Below are 17,223 nucleotides of genomic sequence, written 5' to 3' on the forward strand. Positions count from 1 at the left end.
CGCTAACGGCAGCCTCTCCCAAGGCTGGTAAATTAGTAACTAAGCGAAACTCGGTTTTTGTCTCTAAATCACAAAAATTAATTACTCTATAACTTTGAGCATCATCAGATGCACCAACTTTTACCAACCCATTTGAGCCATCAAATTCTAGTTTCCAATTGTTTTTTATCCGCAAAATAAAATATTTATTTTCTTGTACTAATTCTTGGACAAATTTTAATCCAGCGAAACCCCTATCCATTACCCCAACAGCATTTATTGGTAGAGTAGACATCATTTTATAACCAAATTTATAATCATGGTCATGTCCAAAGTTTATGAAGTTATCTGATGGGCTTCCAGTAGCTAGATTTAGAGAACTAAAAAGTTTTACTTGATGGTGTCCTAGTACCCATAACAATTTGCTGGTGAGAGTAATAATTGTTGAATCTATTGGACAAATTGCATATTTATCGTGTAACTTTTTTTGAACTTTATTCTGGACTAATTCATTTAGTTTTTGGTAAATTTCTTGAAAAGGTTTCTGGCTTCGATGTAAGTTTGCTTTTGAGAAAGTAGAAATATCTACCTCAAATCCTGTGTTGTTTAATCTGTTAAACAAATCTCGCATACTTGTTAAGCTGTTATCCAGAGCATAAGATAGCCAGCACTCAAATAACAGACGACTGTTTAATACTGGATAATCGTTTTTTGTCAGTCCTCTCAGGATATCTTTGACAATCTTGGGAAATGAATTTATAATCACTATCAAATAGATATACTTTAATGTTTCGCCCAAAATTTAACATATTTTGGGCTGTTTTTATCCGATTTTTCTTAATATTCAACACTTTTGGATAGTAAGTATATAAATCTAAATAGTCATTCAAACTGTCTTTATTGATTAAATGATAACTAAATTCTCATACTATTATCTTACAATTTGTTGTTTTGATCCAGGCTAAAAATCTAATTATATTAAATTGATTGTTAAAACCTGATGAATTAATATGCACCTCACCATCCTTTATCGCGGTTCTTTAATTAGTTGCAACTACGGTTGTGAATATTGCCCTTTTGCTAAACGCCAACAAACAGCTGCAGAATTAGGAATTGATAAACAATCTTTAGAAAAGTTTGTCAATTGGATTTCCCAAAATTCCCAACATCAATTTTCTATTCTCTTTACCCCTTGGGGAGAAGCCTTAATCCATTCTTGGTATCAGCAAGCACTAATAAAATTAACGCATTTGCCCAATGTTAATAAGGCTGCAATTCAAACTAATCTTTCTTGTCAGCTAGATTGGGTAGACGAATGTAATAAAGATAAATTGGCACTTTGGGCAACTTTTCATTCAGAATGGGTGTCACGTGATCGCTTTTTAGCAAAATGCCTAGATTTAGACAAAAACTCTGTTAAATTTAGCGTCGGAGTTGTTGGTTTTGCCAAATTTAAAGCAGAAATAGCAGCTTTACGTCACGAGTTACCAAGCCACGTATATTTGTGGATTAATGCTGTCAAAGCTGAACTTTCTAATTTATCATCAGCAGACAGAGAATTTTTCCAATCTATCGATCCATTATATGAATTAAATACTCATCATTATCCCAGCTTTGGGCATTCTTGTCAGGCTGGAAAATCAGCGATTTCTGTTGATGGTGACGGTACAATGCGCCGCTGTCATTTTATAAAAGCACCAATTGGTAATATCTATGATCTTGATTGGGAAGCCGCTTTGTTGGATCAACCTTGTACCAACCAAACTTGTCACTGTCATATTGGTTACGTTAATCTGGAATATTTAAAAATGAATAAGGTGTTTGGTTCGGGGATTTTGGAAAGAATTCCTGATAATTGGGTTAATAAAAATTATACTAATCTAGGGTAGTATCCAGGGCAAACGCATCTAAATATTGAATCCCGAACCTTAAAGATAACTTATTCGCAATCAATCGCAATTCTCATACCGTTCCTTTGTGAAGCTACGCCAAATTTTCTCTATATCTCCTTTCTTCGCGTTCTTTGCGTCTTCTCTGCGAGACGCTACGCGAACGTGGTTCCTTTTTATTTCTTGCGCCGAAGGTTGTGGCGCACGGCATGTTTCACAGTAGAGTGCACGCTAAGTTGGTTGTCCTCAGTGCCTACAAACAAAGTTGAAAATTTGAGTACGATCTCTTAATTAACTCTTGACATTCAAGACTAGTACATTTAACCTAGTAGTTAATTAACTGCGCGGTTAAATACTTCCAATCTAAATGTCCACCGATCAATTGAGCGTCACCTTTGCCGCCCTTGCCGATCCTACTCGGCGGGCAATCCTGGCTCATCTTGCTAAGGGCGAAGCATCGGTAACTGAACTAGCCCAACCCTTTGAGATGAGCCTACCTGCCATTTCTAAACATCTCAAGGTGCTGGAGCGTGCTGGATTGATCGCAAGGGGTCGAGAGGCTCAGTGGCGACCCTGCCGACTAGATGCAGAACCACTCAAGGATGCAGCAGATTGGATTGAGCAATATCGCCAATTCTGGGAACAGAATTTGGATCGTCTGGACGAGTATCTACAACAATTACAAGCAGAGGAAAAGAAACGCGATCGCGAAGCATAAACTCCGTTCCCTTCTTAAGGAGAAACAAGATGTTGAGACAAAATGACTCCACTTCCGCTCAGTCCGAACGCGAGATTATCATTACCCGTATCTTCAATGCACCGCGAGAACTTGTATTTCAGGCATGGACAGACCCAAAACACATTACCCAATGGTGGGGACCAAAAGGCTTTACAACTCGTGTAACTGAACTAGATTTGCGTCCAGGTGGTCAATGGCGGTATGTCATGGTTGGCTCAGATGGCACAGAGTACCCTGCTAAAGGTGTTTTCCACGAAATCGTGCCTCCAGAACGGATTGTTAGCAGTGATGAATTTGATGAAGGCTTTGAACAAGTTATCAACGCAGATTTGCCGCAAGGAATCATCATGACAGTGATGTTTGAGGAGTTGAACGGACAGACTAAACTCACTCTCCAAATTCTTCACACATCTGCAAGCGATCGCCGCAAGCATGAACAGATGGGTGTTATTGCTGGGTGGAACTCTAGTTTCGATTGCCTCGACGAATTCCTGGCAAAGCAAGTAAAACAGCAGCACAATGGTTTCACCCTAACGTTGCCATCAGATCGAGAAATCGTCGTGACTCGCATCTTTAATGCTCCACGTAGGCAAGTCTATGAGGCATGGACTCAACCTGAACACGTTAAGCGCTGGTTTGGGGGTTGTAGCACTATGACAATGACTGTTTGCGAAATTGACCTGCGCGTGGGTGGTAATTGGCGCTATGTCTTGCATGACTCTAGTAACAGCACTGAACACGCATTTTCAGGAGAGTACTGTGAAATTGTGCCACCAGAACGCTTAGTTGCTACCGAACGCTACGAGCCTGTCCCTAACAGCGACCATCTAAATACGCTAACCCTGACTGAAATTGACGGCAAAACGACGCTGCACATCCACATCCTACACCAGTCTAGAGAGCAACGAGATGGGCATCTCCAATCTGGCATGGAAGAGGGATTACGCCAGACTCTAAACCGTTTTGAAGAACTTCTCAAATCAACGGGATGACATCAACAAAATCTGCGGTTCGGCAATAATAACCGAACCGCACAATGAACAGGAAACTGCAATCGAGCGCGTGGTGGCAACAAGCTCTTGAGGCTCTTGCAGCTAAGAAGTAACATTTAAACTAAACACTCTTTCTCCCCCTATACTTTCCTCTCCCCCAGCTTGGCATTACCTGGCAATTTTGGGTTGGTGTGGCTAGATGGCATGTACTGGGTGATTGTTGGTAATAAAATCTCCTTTAGCATCTCCTAATTACCACTTTCCTAAATCATCTTCTTGTTGCAAGCCAATGAACTGTCGCCGCTTCCAAGCATAGTGCAGAATATTAATTCCCAATTCCTGGGCTGTACGAATTGTCAATCTGGGTAAATTTAATTCTCTATCTAATCCCCAAGCAGTAGCTAAATCACCAATTACTAAAATAATTCCGCCTCCAATTAACAGTCGAATTAAATGTTGATTAATAATTGGCAAAGCAGCAAATAAGAAGGGTTTAGTTCTTAAAGGATGACTTCTTTGTAACTCTTCTAAAGGTCTTAAGGGATTTTCTAATTGCTGTGCTAAGGCGTGAGTACTATCAATCAGAGAGTTAGCATCTTGAGGTGCATCAACTAAAAGTATCCCACCAGCATTTAAATAATTTTTTAGTGATTCAAATTCAATACTATTAAAAGATAATGCCTGCTGGCCTGTTAAATAAAGTAAGTCGTAGTCCTGGATATTTTCCCCTAAAGAAACTTGTCCTGGCTCATCAATGCCGCGTAAAGACGGGTATAGAGGTTCGATTGATTGCAGTAAATATGAGAGGTTGAAAAAATTCCGGGCACATTCAGAATCGCTATGATTTACCTGCGCGATCGCCACATTTGTTTGGGGCCGTGCTTGTGCATGACGGCGGTAACGTAAATCAATATTTTGATAACCAGGAAAGAAAACATCCGCTGGTAGGCTAATGGCATTTTGTCCTGGTTGCAAAAGTATGCGACACAGTTCTATTTCTGAACCTTCTAGTGTGGAATTTTTTTGGTCAATGCGATATGTTTCTTGGACAATATCTCTTGGTTGTCCACGTCGTAATTCATCAGGATCTACATAACTTACTACTAAGTAAATGGTAGCTGGTTCAGAACTTGCTACTTCTAAATCAATGGGAAAGTCATACGCTTTAGGCACGACAATTAGATTTCCTGCTACATCAATGGCAATTCCTGGTTGAATTTGTACCCAGCGCCCATCTCGATATTTAGCTTCTACTTGGCGGGGCGCAGAAATAACTCTAACGCCTAAACCGCAGACAATCCCTGGTTGGTTTAAGCATTGATAGTGAGTATTTTGTCGCAGCCGATGGTAATCATGAGCTTTACTCCAGCGTTCTGCATTAATGAGTAATCCATCTGATGCTTGCAGACGTTCAAAGGATTTGATATGTGGTGGTGGAAATGGATGGGTCATCTCAATTTTAGATTTTGGATTTTAGATTGTGAAAATAAATTTAAAAATTTGTAGGGTGGGCATTGCCACCAAACTTTAATTATTTTGATTTTCTATCAATAATTCATAAGTACAAAAAGCAGGTTTTTCTTGTTCAATAATTTTTCTTACTAGTTGTTCATTAATGTTGTTATGAGAGTTATTTCTACGTAAGCGAACTACAAAGTGATATGCTTGTCCACCTGCTAAAACTGCGCTACCAATTTGGGCATCGCCTAAGATAAAACTTGGACCAAATGGTTCTGTAATACTAATATGTTTATCAGCTTCGTTAGGTAGATCGTCGTCTAAAGGTAGACCTGTATAAAGATGTAAGTAAAGACGTAATCCTTTACGAGTTCCTCGCCAGCGATAAATTTCTACTGCACGGCTAATTAAACGACGTTGTTGGTCAAGATTCCAAACGGAATCTACTTGCCAAGCTACCCAGTGGGCTAAAAACGGTAGTATTGCTCGTGGTGCTGTCAAGGGATCGAGGTTTGCCCACATGACGTTAAAGCTATCAATTGCAGGTTGATAAGCTTGTTCAAATACCTTGATGAAGCGACCAATAAAGTCTACTTCTCGATATAGAACTGGCAAAAACTCCATGTAGGCACTGTAAGGACGAATATATAAATTAAATGTCTCACTTTGCTGGATTTGTTCTCGTTCTGTCCCAGGGTCGATATTGACAAGTACTAGACTGCGAAAGTTAAGAGTTAATTTATCTTTTTTCCCTGGGAGAATCGCTTGCTGATCTTCAAAAAATGTTGCGGGAACAGTGAAATATAACACTGCATTCATCTGTCCCCCTGGCGGAATTTCGCTACCTTCTGTACCACCAATTTGGCACCACTGGGCTGGAAATTCGCCTTCTACTTTTAAACTCAGTCGCAAGGGGCGTTCTTCCAAGTTTTTTATTTGGACAATCATCTCGCTGGGTTGCCCTGGATGCAAAAGCAAACTATGCCCTGCTTCATCTATACCCTCTGGCCCAGCAAATGCTAAACCTGCCCCAGGTACAGCTTCGGGAATTTGCATTGGGGTTAATTGAATGCCGATGGCTGGGCTATAACGGCTTTGAACCATAAACTTTTCCCTCAGCGAGTGATGATTTGGATGTCATGACCGGAACGCAGATTAGAATCAAACCAGGAACAGACTAAACCTTGCACTCCTGGATCAATTAACTGTTCTGGTGATGGTTGTCGTCTCCAGCTTTCTCCTTGCTTGCGGATGGGAAACAGCAAAACTGGGCCTAAATAACGCACGCCTGGGGTTTGTTGCATTAAGGCGATAATATCTGAGGTATAAACGGGTCGCCCAAAGGGCCAACCTTTACCTTCATTGCCTCCAGTGAGGGGATTTAAATATTTATACAGAGAAATTCTTAAGTTGCGGAGAATTTCTGCCCTAGCTAGGGGGTTGTCATAAGCAGGTTCGAGAATTACTTCTGTTTGGACAGAAACACCAACATAATCTGGTTCTAGGAGCCTGACTTGTACTCCTAATAACTTTCTTTCGTCTAAGTATTGTAAAACTCGCTCTTGCAGTGCGGGACTGAGGGCAAATTGTTCTGGTGCGATACCTTCGCCTTGGGCGATCGCATCTGTATTAGCTTGCGGAACTACAAGTAAACTCACTGTACCCGCTTGGGCACTGGAAAGCGCAGATAAACACCGCACACGCGCGATCGCACCTGCACCAGCTTGCTGCGCTAACACCTCAAAGTCTTCCGCAGTCACAGCGCGATCGCGGGTGCGAAGAATTCGGGGAGCCTTCATCACCGCTTGTTCTAGAGATTCGGCATCAGCACCGTTAATGGCAGCTTTGTAATTTGTGACACTGGCTACGTAGGGAACAGCCGACTTCAAAAACTGGAGCGAGCCAATTTGGACATTGCCCTCTCTGCCTCCACCTGTGCGGTAAGCGAGGATTCTAATCTCGGAGCCACGTGGAGGAACTGCACCGTATTGGTGTTCAAGTGCGTTTTCAATATCACTAACTTGCACTACGGTGTCTTCTGTTCTTGGCTGCTGAATACGCGATCGCACTTGTGTTTGGCGTTGCAGTTGACCTGGTTCCCGAATTAACGGCCCAAACTGGACTACACCAGTGAGCGAATCAATAATATAGTGACGGTCTTGGGGAGTAGAATCGGCAAAATCTCGCACCTCACGCCAAGTTTGCGGTAAGCCACCAGGAGGAGTAACAATGATGTACTCAGTTTCTCGACGTTCTAAAATCGGTGGCGCTTGTAATTGAAAGGTTTGTCCGGGTGTACCGTTACTAATCCCTAAGCGTTCATCTTGAAGCAAGGTACTGTGACTCGCTCTAACTGTACCGCCAATTGATCGCACCGCTAAACCCGTAATGCGTGGCGGACGACTGTAACCTTCTTGATTTGCTTCTGGGCTGGTAAAGCTACAACGCAACCAGCGTCCTCGGTAAGCAGTAAAAGTAGTCACAGGCCAAGATTGCGGTAAATGTAGCTGCACATCTGCACCTTGAGCCGGATTTCCTCCCTGTTGGGTAATTTCGTAAAAACTGAAACCCCGCGTTTGGTCGTCTGACTCTTTCATTAACACTGGCTGCCAATCTTGTCCGTCCCAAGCTTCCCATTTTCGGGGTGGATGATTGGGATCGATACCTGTAGGGGTAGCCGCCGCCCCTTGGATAGTTACTTCCAGGACATTACCATCTAGAGGATCATCAGAATTAATTACTAGATAAAAGCAGTTACCAGCTTGCGGTTGCTCGTTAAATACAGGTTGTTCGCTACCAGTCCAGTAACCGCTAGGCTGACGAGTCCAGATATTCGAGAGCCGTTCTCGCAGAGATTGGGGAATATCTTCGACAGTTTGGGCTGTAAGGAAATGCTGTAACCGAGGTTTACCAATAATTAAAGGCGAATCTGTACTAAAAGTAATCGCTGGTGTTGTTTCGGTGCGGATAGTTGAGACTTCAATTCCTGTAGGAATCGTATAAGCTTCAGGCAGGTCAGAACTTAAATAAAAAGTTAATTCTGTATGTGCTGGGGCGGGGGGTTGGAGGCGAATGCCCAATAATTCTAAAAAAGCTACATAATTTTTTCTTGGTACTTGGTTAAACCTGAGCAACATCTGGTCAGTTAACCAAGCAAATAACTCAATTAGCGTCATCCCCGGATCGCTGAGGTTGTGGTCTGTCCACTCAGGACAGTAGCGCGGGATACGCATCGTACACTCTTCGACCAAATCATCAAAGGTGCGATCGTCTAAGTTGGAAGATGGTAATTGCGGTAAAAAATCAAATTTCACAGTTACTCCCCAGCCGACATTAAATAGTAAGGATAAACAAAGCTGTGAATATTAGGACTGTCTTTAAGTCGATAATTAATATTGATGTCTACTCTGCCACGTACAGGGTCGGGTTCAGTTATCACTTGATCGACAATAATGCGTGGTTCCCAAACTTCCAGCGCTTCTAAAACATAAATACGAATTTGCAGTAGAGTGTCGTTATTCATGGGTGCAAATGCCAATTCCGACAAGCGCGACCCAAAATTCGGGCGATAAACCCTTTCACCGACTCCAGTGCGAAGAATAATCCAAATAGATTCTTTAACTTTTTGCGCTTCACTGCTGAGTTGTATCCCACCTTGCAAACTCAAGCGCAAGGGGAAAGCCCAACCTGTTCCTAAATAATCTCGTTGCTGACCATAAACCATAGTTGTTATATGGCTGTGATATCTATACTTTCAAAGATATCGGCACAGCAGATTTAAGCCTATTCGCCAAAGGTCGAGATGAGAAGGCAGGAGGCAAGACTTATTATTTACTTCCCCCTTGTCTCCCCACACTCCCCACACTCCTTTATCCCCCTTCTACCCTCTGCCTCCCTTCCCTCAGCCCCCAATCAAAACAGTCATTTCACCTTTGGTAATTTTATTAGGTGGGCCTAATGCTTCCAAAACAGTGTCACCCATACGAGAAGCAGGCAGTCCGTTAATTAGTACTGTCTGACTACCGTCAATCACAACACCAGGCCCGTGGGGAGGTAGAGGTAAGGGAGTGGTACATTGATGAATATCAGCACCAGGGATAGCAGCAGCAGCGGCTGTGGAGATCATGCTACTCATACTAGCTCCCAAAGATGCTTTTGTAGCTTGTTCAGCTGCGTAGGCAGCAGGGGCCCCTGGTGTTCCTGCGGCGGCGGCGGTCGCAGCCTCAGCCGCTTGGATAGCTATATCAGCGGCTTGCTTTGCAGACTGCAATGCAGGTACCGCCGCCGCCGGTATACCCCGCCAAGCTGGTAAATTCCCAATTAACACATTGTTACTACCTGGCCCTGGTGAGAGAACTGGCGGTAAGGGATGTGCTACAGAGTCAGTAATTCTTGCTGCTGCTCTTCCGGTCATAATCGATTCTTTGCGCCTCTGCGCCTTTGCGTGAGATAAAAAATCTTAATTCAAACGAATCAGCGTACCTTTAACGGTCACATTCATACCTGCGGAAATATCGATGTTGCCTCTAGGAGCATCTAATGACAAATCGCCTGTGGATTCTACTGAAATTTTGGCTCTACCTTTATCGTCCATTTTGATTTTATGGCCGCCTTTGGTTTCAATTTCTATACAGCGATCGCTATCGTTGAGATAAATTTTGTGACCTCCTTTGGTTTGGACGCGCACCCCTGCTTTACTGCTACCTTTATCTTCTTCGACAAACTGCAAGGTGTGCCCTGTACGGGTTTTGACGGTGCGTAATCGGACTTTTCCGCCCACAACTGTATCATCCACTGCTTCCGGTGGCGCGTCTTTACCGTTCCATACGCCGCCCAATACATAAGGGCGATGAATATCACCATGTTCAAAACCAACTAAAACTTCATCGTTTACTTCTGGTAAACAGTCAAATCCTCGTTGATTTGCAGCTCCCAACGCCACTACTCTAGCCCAATTGCTAGCGTGTTCTTCTGTGAGAGTGGGGAATTTGACTTTTACTCTCCCCCATCCCTTGGGGTCTTTGTTATCGGTGACAATTCCGACTAAAAAAGTTTGACCAGGCTGGAGGCGAGTTTGTGAAGATAGAGTGGTGAATAAGTTCCCAGCCCTTAACCCCCGGATGCTGAATTCTGTGGTATAAACTCGCTGAGTGTAGAAATGGCGCGTTTCGGTCACATAATATTTACCACTATAGCGATCGCCCATACCTGTAAGCTTAATCACTTTCCCAGGTCGGACTTGAGGATTACCTACAGCTTTAGCATCTGCATAAACAAATTCTCCTCCGAGTTCATCACACAAAGCCTGCGCCATCTTCTGTGCTTGTGTCGTGCTAGCAATTGGTTGATCGACAACTGTCATTTTTGGCTGCTTGATGTTGGAGAATTTAGTACTACTACTGCTACCTTTTTTATTTCCTGTGTCAGTTATTACCGTTTCTGCTTTAGCTGTGGAAGCGATCGCTTTTTTCTGGGTATAGTCCCAACCACGCACTTCTACCGCACTCACCTGTTCCGCACTGGTAACACGGGTACTAAATTTACTAATATCAACTAGCCATTTTAGTTCTAGAGACTCTTTACTTTCTGGTTTGCGAAAATATAATTCATCGCTCTGAATAAATAGTTCAAAACCAATGCGAGCAGCCCGTTCTCGCAAAAACTCCATATTAGTTTGGTTTTCTTGAAAGACATATTCATGAACTTCGCCACTGGGGTCTAGTTTCCCAATTTTTATTCCTACTTCTGAAGCTATTTGCTTAACGATATCGCTATCAGTTTTATTTAAAAAAGAACGATTATAACGACCTCTGTGGAGCCTATGTGAGATATCATAACCGCGGATAATCATATGAGCTTCAGATTTTTCATTGAAATGAACTTCCATTGCTGTAATTTCACCTTCAATTAAAAAATCATTCAATTCTTTTTTAAAATTCTGATCTTGGGTAGTACTGGAAATAAAACCTAACTTGACTTTTTTGCCAATTTCAAAAAAGTGTTCATGTCGCCAAGGTTTGTAATCTGTACGATTATTATCAGCAGCAGGAATATAGCTATTATGTACTACCATCGTAAACATAGACGGCAAATGCAAGCTTTCTTCTATAGTTATTTGCAAGAAATCTTTGATTAGCTCAGGAGGAGCAGCTTGTTCTCCTAACACTATTTTAGGTTCGCTTAAATAAAGACTTTGGTTAGACATAAGTAACAAATTAGAATATTCAATTTGTAACAATGCTTTGATTCAGTAAATATGTGTAAATAAATACACAATATTTATAGTTTATTTTTGAAATATATGTAGGGGAGCCAGTGACGAGTACGCAGGGGTCTCCCCAAGTGGAGTAACTGGCGTTGGACACTGTCCACCAGATCAAGGGTATTGGTGGACTTATTCACATTATTTAATTTTATTATCTAGCGGGCGGTTCGGTCCTTTAGGAGTAGATAAGTTCCCACCAGGACTATTAGGTTCATCTACTTGTTGTAAAGATATATCTACCAGTGCTCTGACTGGTGTTCCATCAGTCAAAAACATATTTAATGTGTAGCTGAGATTCGTCATTACACAATAGTGATAATCTGTTCGCCACCTAAATATATAAACAGGTGGACGTTTGTCTGGTTTGTTCTCAATAGTTTCTACCCCTTGTCTAATAATCTTTATATAATCCATTACTGATTCTTTAGTTTCATAAGTATCGAATAGTAGCTGTTTAAGCGTGAACATATAAGGCTGAAGTCCCGCAAAGTTAACCTTAGGAAGTAAAGTAGTACTCCTATTACCGGGTTTGCTTTCCCAATCAACTTTCCGAGAAAAAGTAATATCTGTAGGGTTAAACATCAATACAATATCTGTTGCTTCACCGTTATAAGCTACGAGTTTAGCTTTCTCTAGTTGGGGATTTTTCTTTTGGGGAATAACAATTGTTTGACTAGCCATTTGTGTATTTTTCCTATAATTCAGCAACTCGGCATCAGTAAAGTCAGATTATAAGGAACTTTATATCATGCCTATCAAATTGATAATAATAAAAACACTCCACTCCGCCTGCGGGGATGGGTTGGGGGTGACGTTCGTCGGGAATGAAAGGTAATTTATCAGACATAATATGATTTTTCTTATATACTTCCTACCTCAAAATTTACCAAGGTAAACGACCTAAATAGATACCTTGACGCTCTCGCTCAACTTCTATTCGTTGCCGTAATCTGTTATATATTTCATAAGCTAAAGCTTCCAGGTTTCCAGATTCATCAGCTTCTGGAATAGCAGCAGATGGACTTTGTATAGTTTCCGTTATTGGTTCTATATCACTAGCTATATCGGGTGCTGTGACTTCTCCGCCATTAGCAAAGCCTTTCGGTGAAGTTAGACTTTTAGTAAAAACTTGTGTTGATTGTGATGATTGTGAAGCTTGAGAATATTCTGAATTTTGCCGATTAGATTCTCCACCACTAAAATTAAAAGATGTAAATGGATCGTTGCTTCCATTTAGTAATTGTTCCACACTCGACCATTGGGTGGGTGTGTCATAAGATGTGTTAGTATTAGCACTCGGTTTGCGGAAAATTAATGTGGGTAATGAGTAATGAGGAGAAGATTTATTCCCCGTAGTGGCTTTATTTTCTACAGTATTAAGTTGCAAAGAACTATGTGAGAAAAGCCTTTGCTTACCAATTTCTGTCCCTAATGAAGAAGGAATTAACGAGTTAGATTCTTCAGCTGCACGACTATCAGAGTTTTGACGCTGTAATGAAATGCCATCAAAAGAATCGACTTTAGTCGGAGTCTGTTCAGTAGATATTTCTAAACTAGGAACTATGATATCTTCTGGTGTCCCACCTGTATTGATATGCCGCAGTATGTGAAGATTTTTTTGGGCATCATTAGCATTAATTACAAACTCCCCAGGTGTGAGCATAGCAGGTACAGTATCTGAAGATGCTATCTGCGGATTTTCGACTGAAGACTGTGTTACTTGTCCACCTGTGGCAAAACCCTGAGGTACTGGTAAATTATCTAAGACGGTGTTTTGCTCAATTGCTGTGAAAGTCTGAGTCTCTGAAGTATCAGAGGTGTTCATCAAGCTTTTAACCACAGATGGAAAATCTGGCTCTATAGCTTGTTCTTGATTAACAACTATCGGTAAAATACTCGATGTTGATGTAAAATTTGGTGAAGTAACATCTGCGATCGCAGATGTTACTGATGTATTATCTTTGTTATTTTCAGATGCGTAGACACGCAGTGGCTTGTCGTCAGACATCGCATCCGCATCTAGTGTAGTCACTTCCGTAGTTTCGCGCAATACAGGCGGCGTTACAATAGTCTGAATCTCTTTGTTTGGTTGAGTGACATCTGGCGATGAAACCACACTTTCTGGTACATCCACAAAATTAACTGATTCAGCAGACTGTAATTCTGAAGTGACTATCGGGTTATTTGCAATTACAGGTGAGGTTGGCGCTAACTCAAAGGGTATATTGCTGATGCTGTCAGTTTGCAGAAGAGTCACATTTTCTGACGCATCCACACAATTAACCGAAGCAGGCTGTAATTCTGAAGTGACTATCGGGTTATCTACAATTACAGGTGAGGTTGGTGTTAGTTGAATGCTTACATTGTTGGTGCTGTCAGTTTGTACGGGAGTCACATTTTCTGACACATCCACAAAATTAACCGAAGCAGACTGTGATTCTGAAGTGACTATCGGGTTATCTACAATTACAGGTGAGATTGGCGTTAACTCAAAGGGTATATTGCTGACGCTGTCAGTTTGCACGGGAGTCACATTTTCTGACGTATCCACAAAATTAACCGAAGCAGATTGTAATTCCGAAGCTACTATCGAGTTATCTGCAATTACAGGTGAGGTAGGTGCTAATTGAACAGGTAAATTTCCTGTAGTCTGACTGCTGATAATCTCAGATGTGCTTACAGTTGGGGTATTTCCCGCACCTAAAGAATTAACTGTGGTTGAAGATTCAAGGCTGGGTATAGCAGATGATATTTCGGAGACTAAAGGCTGTTCTTCATTTGCCAAATCACGGAATAAATTAGGCGCGTCTTCAACGCTAGCTGGAGTAGTATCGGATAAAGAATTTCTATCTGGAAGGCTATTTGATATTAAGTCAGTTGCAATGCCTGTAACTTCCTCAAAATTACTAATTTTATGCGGGAAACCTTCCTGCTGTTGTGGAGAGAATACCTTTTCTTGTCTGAGGCTATTTGGATTAGTAACTACCTCCGGTTGTGGTGAAGTTAGACTAATTGAAATATCTGAAACATCAACAGCTTGTGACGCTTCATCTACCACAGTCTTTTCGCTATTATTTAAGTTACCCAAAAGAGTGAATATATCATATTTTTTAATTACATGAGGCTCTATTGATGAAGTTTTCGGTGAATCACTGGCAATAGTTTCTAACGCAGTTTTTTGTGGCGATAGCATTATGCTTTCAGGGATATTAGCAGCATTAACTATTGTTGCCAACTCACTAAGTACTTGTGTTTCATCACTAACAAAATCATCAATTAAGACAGATTGAGCGTCAACAATAGGCGAATTTACCAAGCTATCAATAGGAGTAATGCCAACATAATTGTTATCATCTTTACTGTTATCTACAACAATATTTGATTGTGATGTAGAGGCTTGATAATTTTCAATATTAGCAACGGCAACTGGAGGAGTATCTAGATTGAGTAAACCGACATCGTTAAAATTATTAATAATAGGAATTTCATCAATCTGCCTATTTAAATTATCATTTGCAGATGAGTCGACATTTTTTTGGGATTTAGCTTTTGATTTTGCTTGAGAACTACGAGATTTACCTGTTTTTTTAGATTTTGACTTAGCTTTAATGTTTAATTCTGGCGTAATATTATTTGTGTTATTGGCGTTCTGGATAAATAATGTATTTGGGATATCACTTTGTATATTTTCGTTATTATAGTTATTACTATCTTCTATAAATGAATCGACAGTATCAAATTGAATTAATGGAAAATCAGCATTAATATACTCAGGTTCAGGACTATTGCCATCTATGAATGAGTCACTGAATGCTTGATTGTCATGAGATAGTAAAAATTGTGAGTAGGTGGCTAATGGTAAATGATTTGCTAGAGGCTTAATCGTATTGCTATGCCCATGCAGAGAACTGGACTCTTTTCTTGATAAAAGTCTATTAAAATAACCTAGAGGTTTTCTTACCCCAAGAGGTTCTACTTTAGTTCCTAGTACTGGTTGAATGATGTGCATAGTTATAGTCGGAAAATGCTAAATTAATGAGATAAGAAGAATCCTGACTTCTTCTCTCGCATTTGTGGATTGCCTCCTCCTTTTGCTTTGCCTAATTGCAAACCTTCATAAGCTAAAGTTAATTCTTCTATAGCAACTGCATTACCATCTGCTTGTAATGTTGGTGTTTTCCAAGATATAGGAATAGCACCAATCAATGTCCAACTCATCATAGTTTCGCCACCTTGATTAAAAACCAGAATATTGACATTACGTCGAGTTGTGGCTTTATTCTCATCAAATACTGCATTAATCCAGTTCCAAAAACCAGGGTGGTCAGTAACACCTCGTTTAAGAGTGACATCGGCAAATTCTGTATGCCCTAAATAAATTCTTTGCTGGTCGTTAACACCTCCTTCAAAAAAAACATTTTTCTTCATTTGCAAACTTAGCCCAGAGCATTCAGTAAAAGACGCAGCAATAGAACTATCTATTTCTACATAGAAATGATTGGTAGTGACATACTTTAGCTCATGAGAAATGTTGCCGTTATTATTACTTTCAGCCATTACAACCACCTTTGATGATTATAGTTATTGAACCTTTCGCGCTGGTAACGCAAGTCTTCAAGCAACAGTTCATATACACGCTCGGTGAGCTTGTTCAAAAGCAATGAGTCTTTGAGGTACTTATCGGCCGCTTTAGCTGCTTGGCTAGGGTTAGAGGTGACTGACAACCCCGCGTAACCAACACTACCCCCAACTTCTCCAACAGGTGTAAAAAAAGTTTGCTTTCCTTCTGAGTCCATAACTAAAAATAAAAAATCTGTCCTAAAATCAAGGCTAAAGGTAGTGCATCAGAATCAACACTAGCCAAAAGTCGAACTTAAGTTTCGCCTAATTTAGACTTTGGCAGAATAGTTTGATAAATGCGATGTCTGCGACAAACCCTTCGGGTGACGCTCCTTCTCCCAAGGGGAGACGCTACGCGAACGTCGCTACCGCTACGCTAACAGCAGTTGCTACCCTGCGGGAACGCTTTCAGCGAACAAGCCGGGAAACCCGTCCAACGCACTGCTGACGCTCCTACGTCGCTACCGCTGCGCTAACACCGCTCCGCGGCTACGCAGTATCCTTATCTCTACTGGTAAAAAGTTTGCTTGCTGGGGCATTAGGAGAAAAAATGAAAGAACGCATATTAGCCCAACACCAGAAGGCTGACACTACGCCTGTGTCAATACCTACTCTCAGGCAACCAAAACGTGGCTTCGGTTTACAATCGTCTGAAGCTTCGCCCCAAGCTGTGACTGAGGTGCAATCTCACAGCCAACCCCTCAGTCATGACATTAGCCGAATATCACTGCGACCACAAACAAAACTCACAGTTAGCCAGCCAGGAGATATTTACGAGCAAGAAGCGGATAGAGTTGCACAGCAGGTAATGCAGAGTGTGAGCGAACCTGCCAATCAACAGTCTATCCAACGGGAAGCAACGCTAGAAGAAGATGAGGATGAACTGCAAATGAAATCTGTAGGAGATGCCATCACTCCCTTAGTGCAACGACAAGAACTACCAGAAGATGAAATACAGGCTAAATCTAGTGGAGATGGAACAGAAGCCTCATCTAATTTAGAAACTTCTATTCAACAAGCACGGGGAAGTGGACAACCACTTGCAGATAATATCCGACAACCAATGGAGCAAGCATTTGGGGTTGATTTCAGTGGCGTCAAAGTTCACAACGATACTCGCTCCGACCAGATGAACCAATCTATTCAAGCCCGCGCCTTCACTACCAAGCAAGATATCTTCTTCCGTCAGGGTGAATATGCTCCTGAAAGTAACGCAGGTAAAGAGTTACTCGCCCATGAATTGACCCACGTTGTGCAGCAAAATCATTAGGAGCCTGTAAA

Annotated in this window: 16 protein-coding genes; 5 read left to right on the forward strand and 11 right to left on the reverse strand. The window is 41.5% G+C overall.

Annotation, left to right across the window (positions count from 1 at the left end):
• A partial coding sequence (locus BV372_RS06900; protein WP_086685272.1) for a transposase occupies nt 1-745 on the reverse strand: 745 nt, incomplete at its 3' end.
• Nucleotides 746-989: 244 nt separating this feature from the next.
• On the opposite strand from BV372_RS06900, the gene BV372_RS06905 reads away from it, so the two are divergent.
• The 3 genes from BV372_RS06905 (at nt 990) to BV372_RS06915 (ending at nt 3,599) form a co-directional block, all read left to right on the forward strand.
• Complete coding sequence (locus BV372_RS06905) at nt 990-1,868, forward strand: STM4011 family radical SAM protein (protein WP_086685138.1); 879 nt, start codon at nt 990-992, stop codon at nt 1,866-1,868.
• Between the two features lie 367 nt (nt 1,869-2,235).
• On the forward strand, nt 2,236-2,586 hold the full coding sequence (locus BV372_RS06910) for a helix-turn-helix transcriptional regulator (RefSeq protein ID WP_086685141.1): 351 nt from the start codon (nt 2,236-2,238) through the stop codon (nt 2,584-2,586).
• A gap of 29 nt (nt 2,587-2,615) precedes the next feature.
• Complete coding sequence (locus BV372_RS06915; protein ID WP_086685144.1) at nt 2,616-3,599, forward strand: SRPBCC family protein; 984 nt, start codon at nt 2,616-2,618, stop codon at nt 3,597-3,599.
• A gap of 252 nt (nt 3,600-3,851) precedes the next feature.
• Here BV372_RS06915 and BV372_RS06920 read toward each other — a convergent pair whose 3' ends face one another.
• From BV372_RS06920 to BV372_RS06965, 10 genes are all read right to left on the reverse strand, one after another.
• Nucleotides 3,852-5,051, reverse strand: coding sequence for a DUF4159 domain-containing protein (locus BV372_RS06920; protein ID WP_086685147.1), 1,200 nt, complete (start codon nt 5,049-5,051; stop codon nt 3,852-3,854).
• Nucleotides 5,052-5,126: 75 nt separating this feature from the next.
• Entirely contained in the window at nt 5,127-6,161 is a 1,035-nt protein-coding gene (locus tag BV372_RS06925; RefSeq protein WP_086685150.1) for a phage tail protein, read from the reverse strand.
• Between the two features lie 11 nt (nt 6,162-6,172).
• A complete protein-coding gene (locus BV372_RS06930) occupies nt 6,173-8,371 on the reverse strand; it encodes a putative baseplate assembly protein (RefSeq protein ID WP_086685155.1) in 2,199 nt (732 codons plus the stop codon).
• Between the two features lie 2 nt (nt 8,372-8,373).
• Nucleotides 8,374-8,781, reverse strand: a complete 408-nt coding sequence (locus tag BV372_RS06935) for a GPW/gp25 family protein (RefSeq protein WP_086685158.1) — start codon at nt 8,779-8,781, stop codon at nt 8,374-8,376.
• 177 nt (nt 8,782-8,958) lie between these two features.
• Entirely contained in the window at nt 8,959-9,471 is a 513-nt protein-coding gene (locus tag BV372_RS36075; RefSeq protein ID WP_179198003.1) for a PAAR domain-containing protein, read from the reverse strand.
• Nucleotides 9,472-9,516: 45 nt separating this feature from the next.
• Nucleotides 9,517-11,262, reverse strand: coding sequence for a VgrG-related protein (locus BV372_RS06945; protein ID WP_086685161.1), 1,746 nt, complete (start codon nt 11,260-11,262; stop codon nt 9,517-9,519).
• Between the two features lie 198 nt (nt 11,263-11,460).
• Nucleotides 11,461-12,003, reverse strand: coding sequence for a hypothetical protein (locus tag BV372_RS06950; RefSeq protein ID WP_086685164.1), 543 nt, complete (start codon nt 12,001-12,003; stop codon nt 11,461-11,463).
• Between the two features lie 202 nt (nt 12,004-12,205).
• On the reverse strand, nt 12,206-15,331 hold the full coding sequence (locus BV372_RS06955; protein WP_086685167.1) for a hypothetical protein: 3,126 nt from the start codon (nt 15,329-15,331) through the stop codon (nt 12,206-12,208).
• Nucleotides 15,332-15,354: 23 nt separating this feature from the next.
• Nucleotides 15,355-15,879, reverse strand: coding sequence for a phage tail protein (locus BV372_RS06960; RefSeq protein ID WP_086685170.1), 525 nt, complete (start codon nt 15,877-15,879; stop codon nt 15,355-15,357).
• Nucleotides 15,879-16,118 carry a hypothetical protein gene (locus tag BV372_RS06965; RefSeq protein ID WP_086685173.1) on the reverse strand — a complete coding sequence of 80 codons (240 nt, stop codon included), beginning with the start codon at nt 16,116-16,118 and terminating at the stop codon, nt 15,879-15,881. The genes BV372_RS06960 and BV372_RS06965 overlap by 1 nt, the downstream gene beginning before the upstream one ends.
• Before the next feature lie 125 nt (nt 16,119-16,243).
• Between BV372_RS06965 and BV372_RS36080 the strand changes: the two genes are divergently transcribed.
• Both BV372_RS36080 and BV372_RS06970 read left to right on the forward strand, forming a co-directional pair.
• Entirely contained in the window at nt 16,244-16,390 is a 147-nt protein-coding gene (locus tag BV372_RS36080; RefSeq protein ID WP_179198004.1) for a hypothetical protein, read from the forward strand.
• A gap of 102 nt (nt 16,391-16,492) precedes the next feature.
• Nucleotides 16,493-17,212 (forward strand): DUF4157 domain-containing protein, encoded by a 720-nt coding sequence (locus BV372_RS06970; RefSeq protein WP_086685176.1) that lies wholly within the window; start codon nt 16,493-16,495, stop codon nt 17,210-17,212.
• Nucleotides 17,213-17,223: the final 11 nt, after the last annotated feature.

Origin of the sequence: Nostoc sp. T09 (assembly GCF_002154695.1) — a bacterium.
In the GTDB taxonomy this organism is placed as follows: Bacteria; Cyanobacteriota; Cyanobacteriia; order Cyanobacteriales; family Nostocaceae; genus Aulosira.

Excerpts from the sequence above, each read along its gene's own strand:
- BV372_RS06920 (WP_086685147.1), bottom strand. The coding sequence starts at position 5,051 with ATGACCCATCCATTTCCACCACCACATATCAAATCCTTTGAACGTCTG.
- BV372_RS36080 (WP_179198004.1), top strand. The coding sequence starts at position 16,244 with ATGTCTGCGACAAACCCTTCGGGTGACGCTCCTTCTCCCAAGGGGAGA.
- BV372_RS06950 (WP_086685164.1), bottom strand. The coding sequence starts at position 12,003 with ATGGCTAGTCAAACAATTGTTATTCCCCAAAAGAAAAATCCCCAACTA.
- BV372_RS06915 (WP_086685144.1), top strand. The coding sequence starts at position 2,616 with ATGTTGAGACAAAATGACTCCACTTCCGCTCAGTCCGAACGCGAGATT.
- BV372_RS06965 (WP_086685173.1), bottom strand. The coding sequence starts at position 16,118 with ATGGACTCAGAAGGAAAGCAAACTTTTTTTACACCTGTTGGAGAAGTT.
- BV372_RS06925 (WP_086685150.1), bottom strand. The coding sequence starts at position 6,161 with ATGGTTCAAAGCCGTTATAGCCCAGCCATCGGCATTCAATTAACCCCA.
- BV372_RS06935 (WP_086685158.1), bottom strand. The coding sequence starts at position 8,781 with ATGGTTTATGGTCAGCAACGAGATTATTTAGGAACAGGTTGGGCTTTC.
- BV372_RS06910 (WP_086685141.1), top strand. The coding sequence starts at position 2,236 with ATGTCCACCGATCAATTGAGCGTCACCTTTGCCGCCCTTGCCGATCCT.
- BV372_RS06970 (WP_086685176.1), top strand. The coding sequence starts at position 16,493 with ATGAAAGAACGCATATTAGCCCAACACCAGAAGGCTGACACTACGCCT.
- BV372_RS06960 (WP_086685170.1), bottom strand. The coding sequence starts at position 15,879 with ATGGCTGAAAGTAATAATAACGGCAACATTTCTCATGAGCTAAAGTAT.
- BV372_RS06955 (WP_086685167.1), bottom strand. The coding sequence starts at position 15,331 with ATGCACATCATTCAACCAGTACTAGGAACTAAAGTAGAACCTCTTGGG.
- BV372_RS36075 (WP_179198003.1), bottom strand. The coding sequence starts at position 9,471 with ATGACCGGAAGAGCAGCAGCAAGAATTACTGACTCTGTAGCACATCCC.
- BV372_RS06945 (WP_086685161.1), bottom strand. The coding sequence starts at position 11,262 with ATGTCTAACCAAAGTCTTTATTTAAGCGAACCTAAAATAGTGTTAGGA.
- BV372_RS06905 (WP_086685138.1), top strand. The coding sequence starts at position 990 with ATGCACCTCACCATCCTTTATCGCGGTTCTTTAATTAGTTGCAACTAC.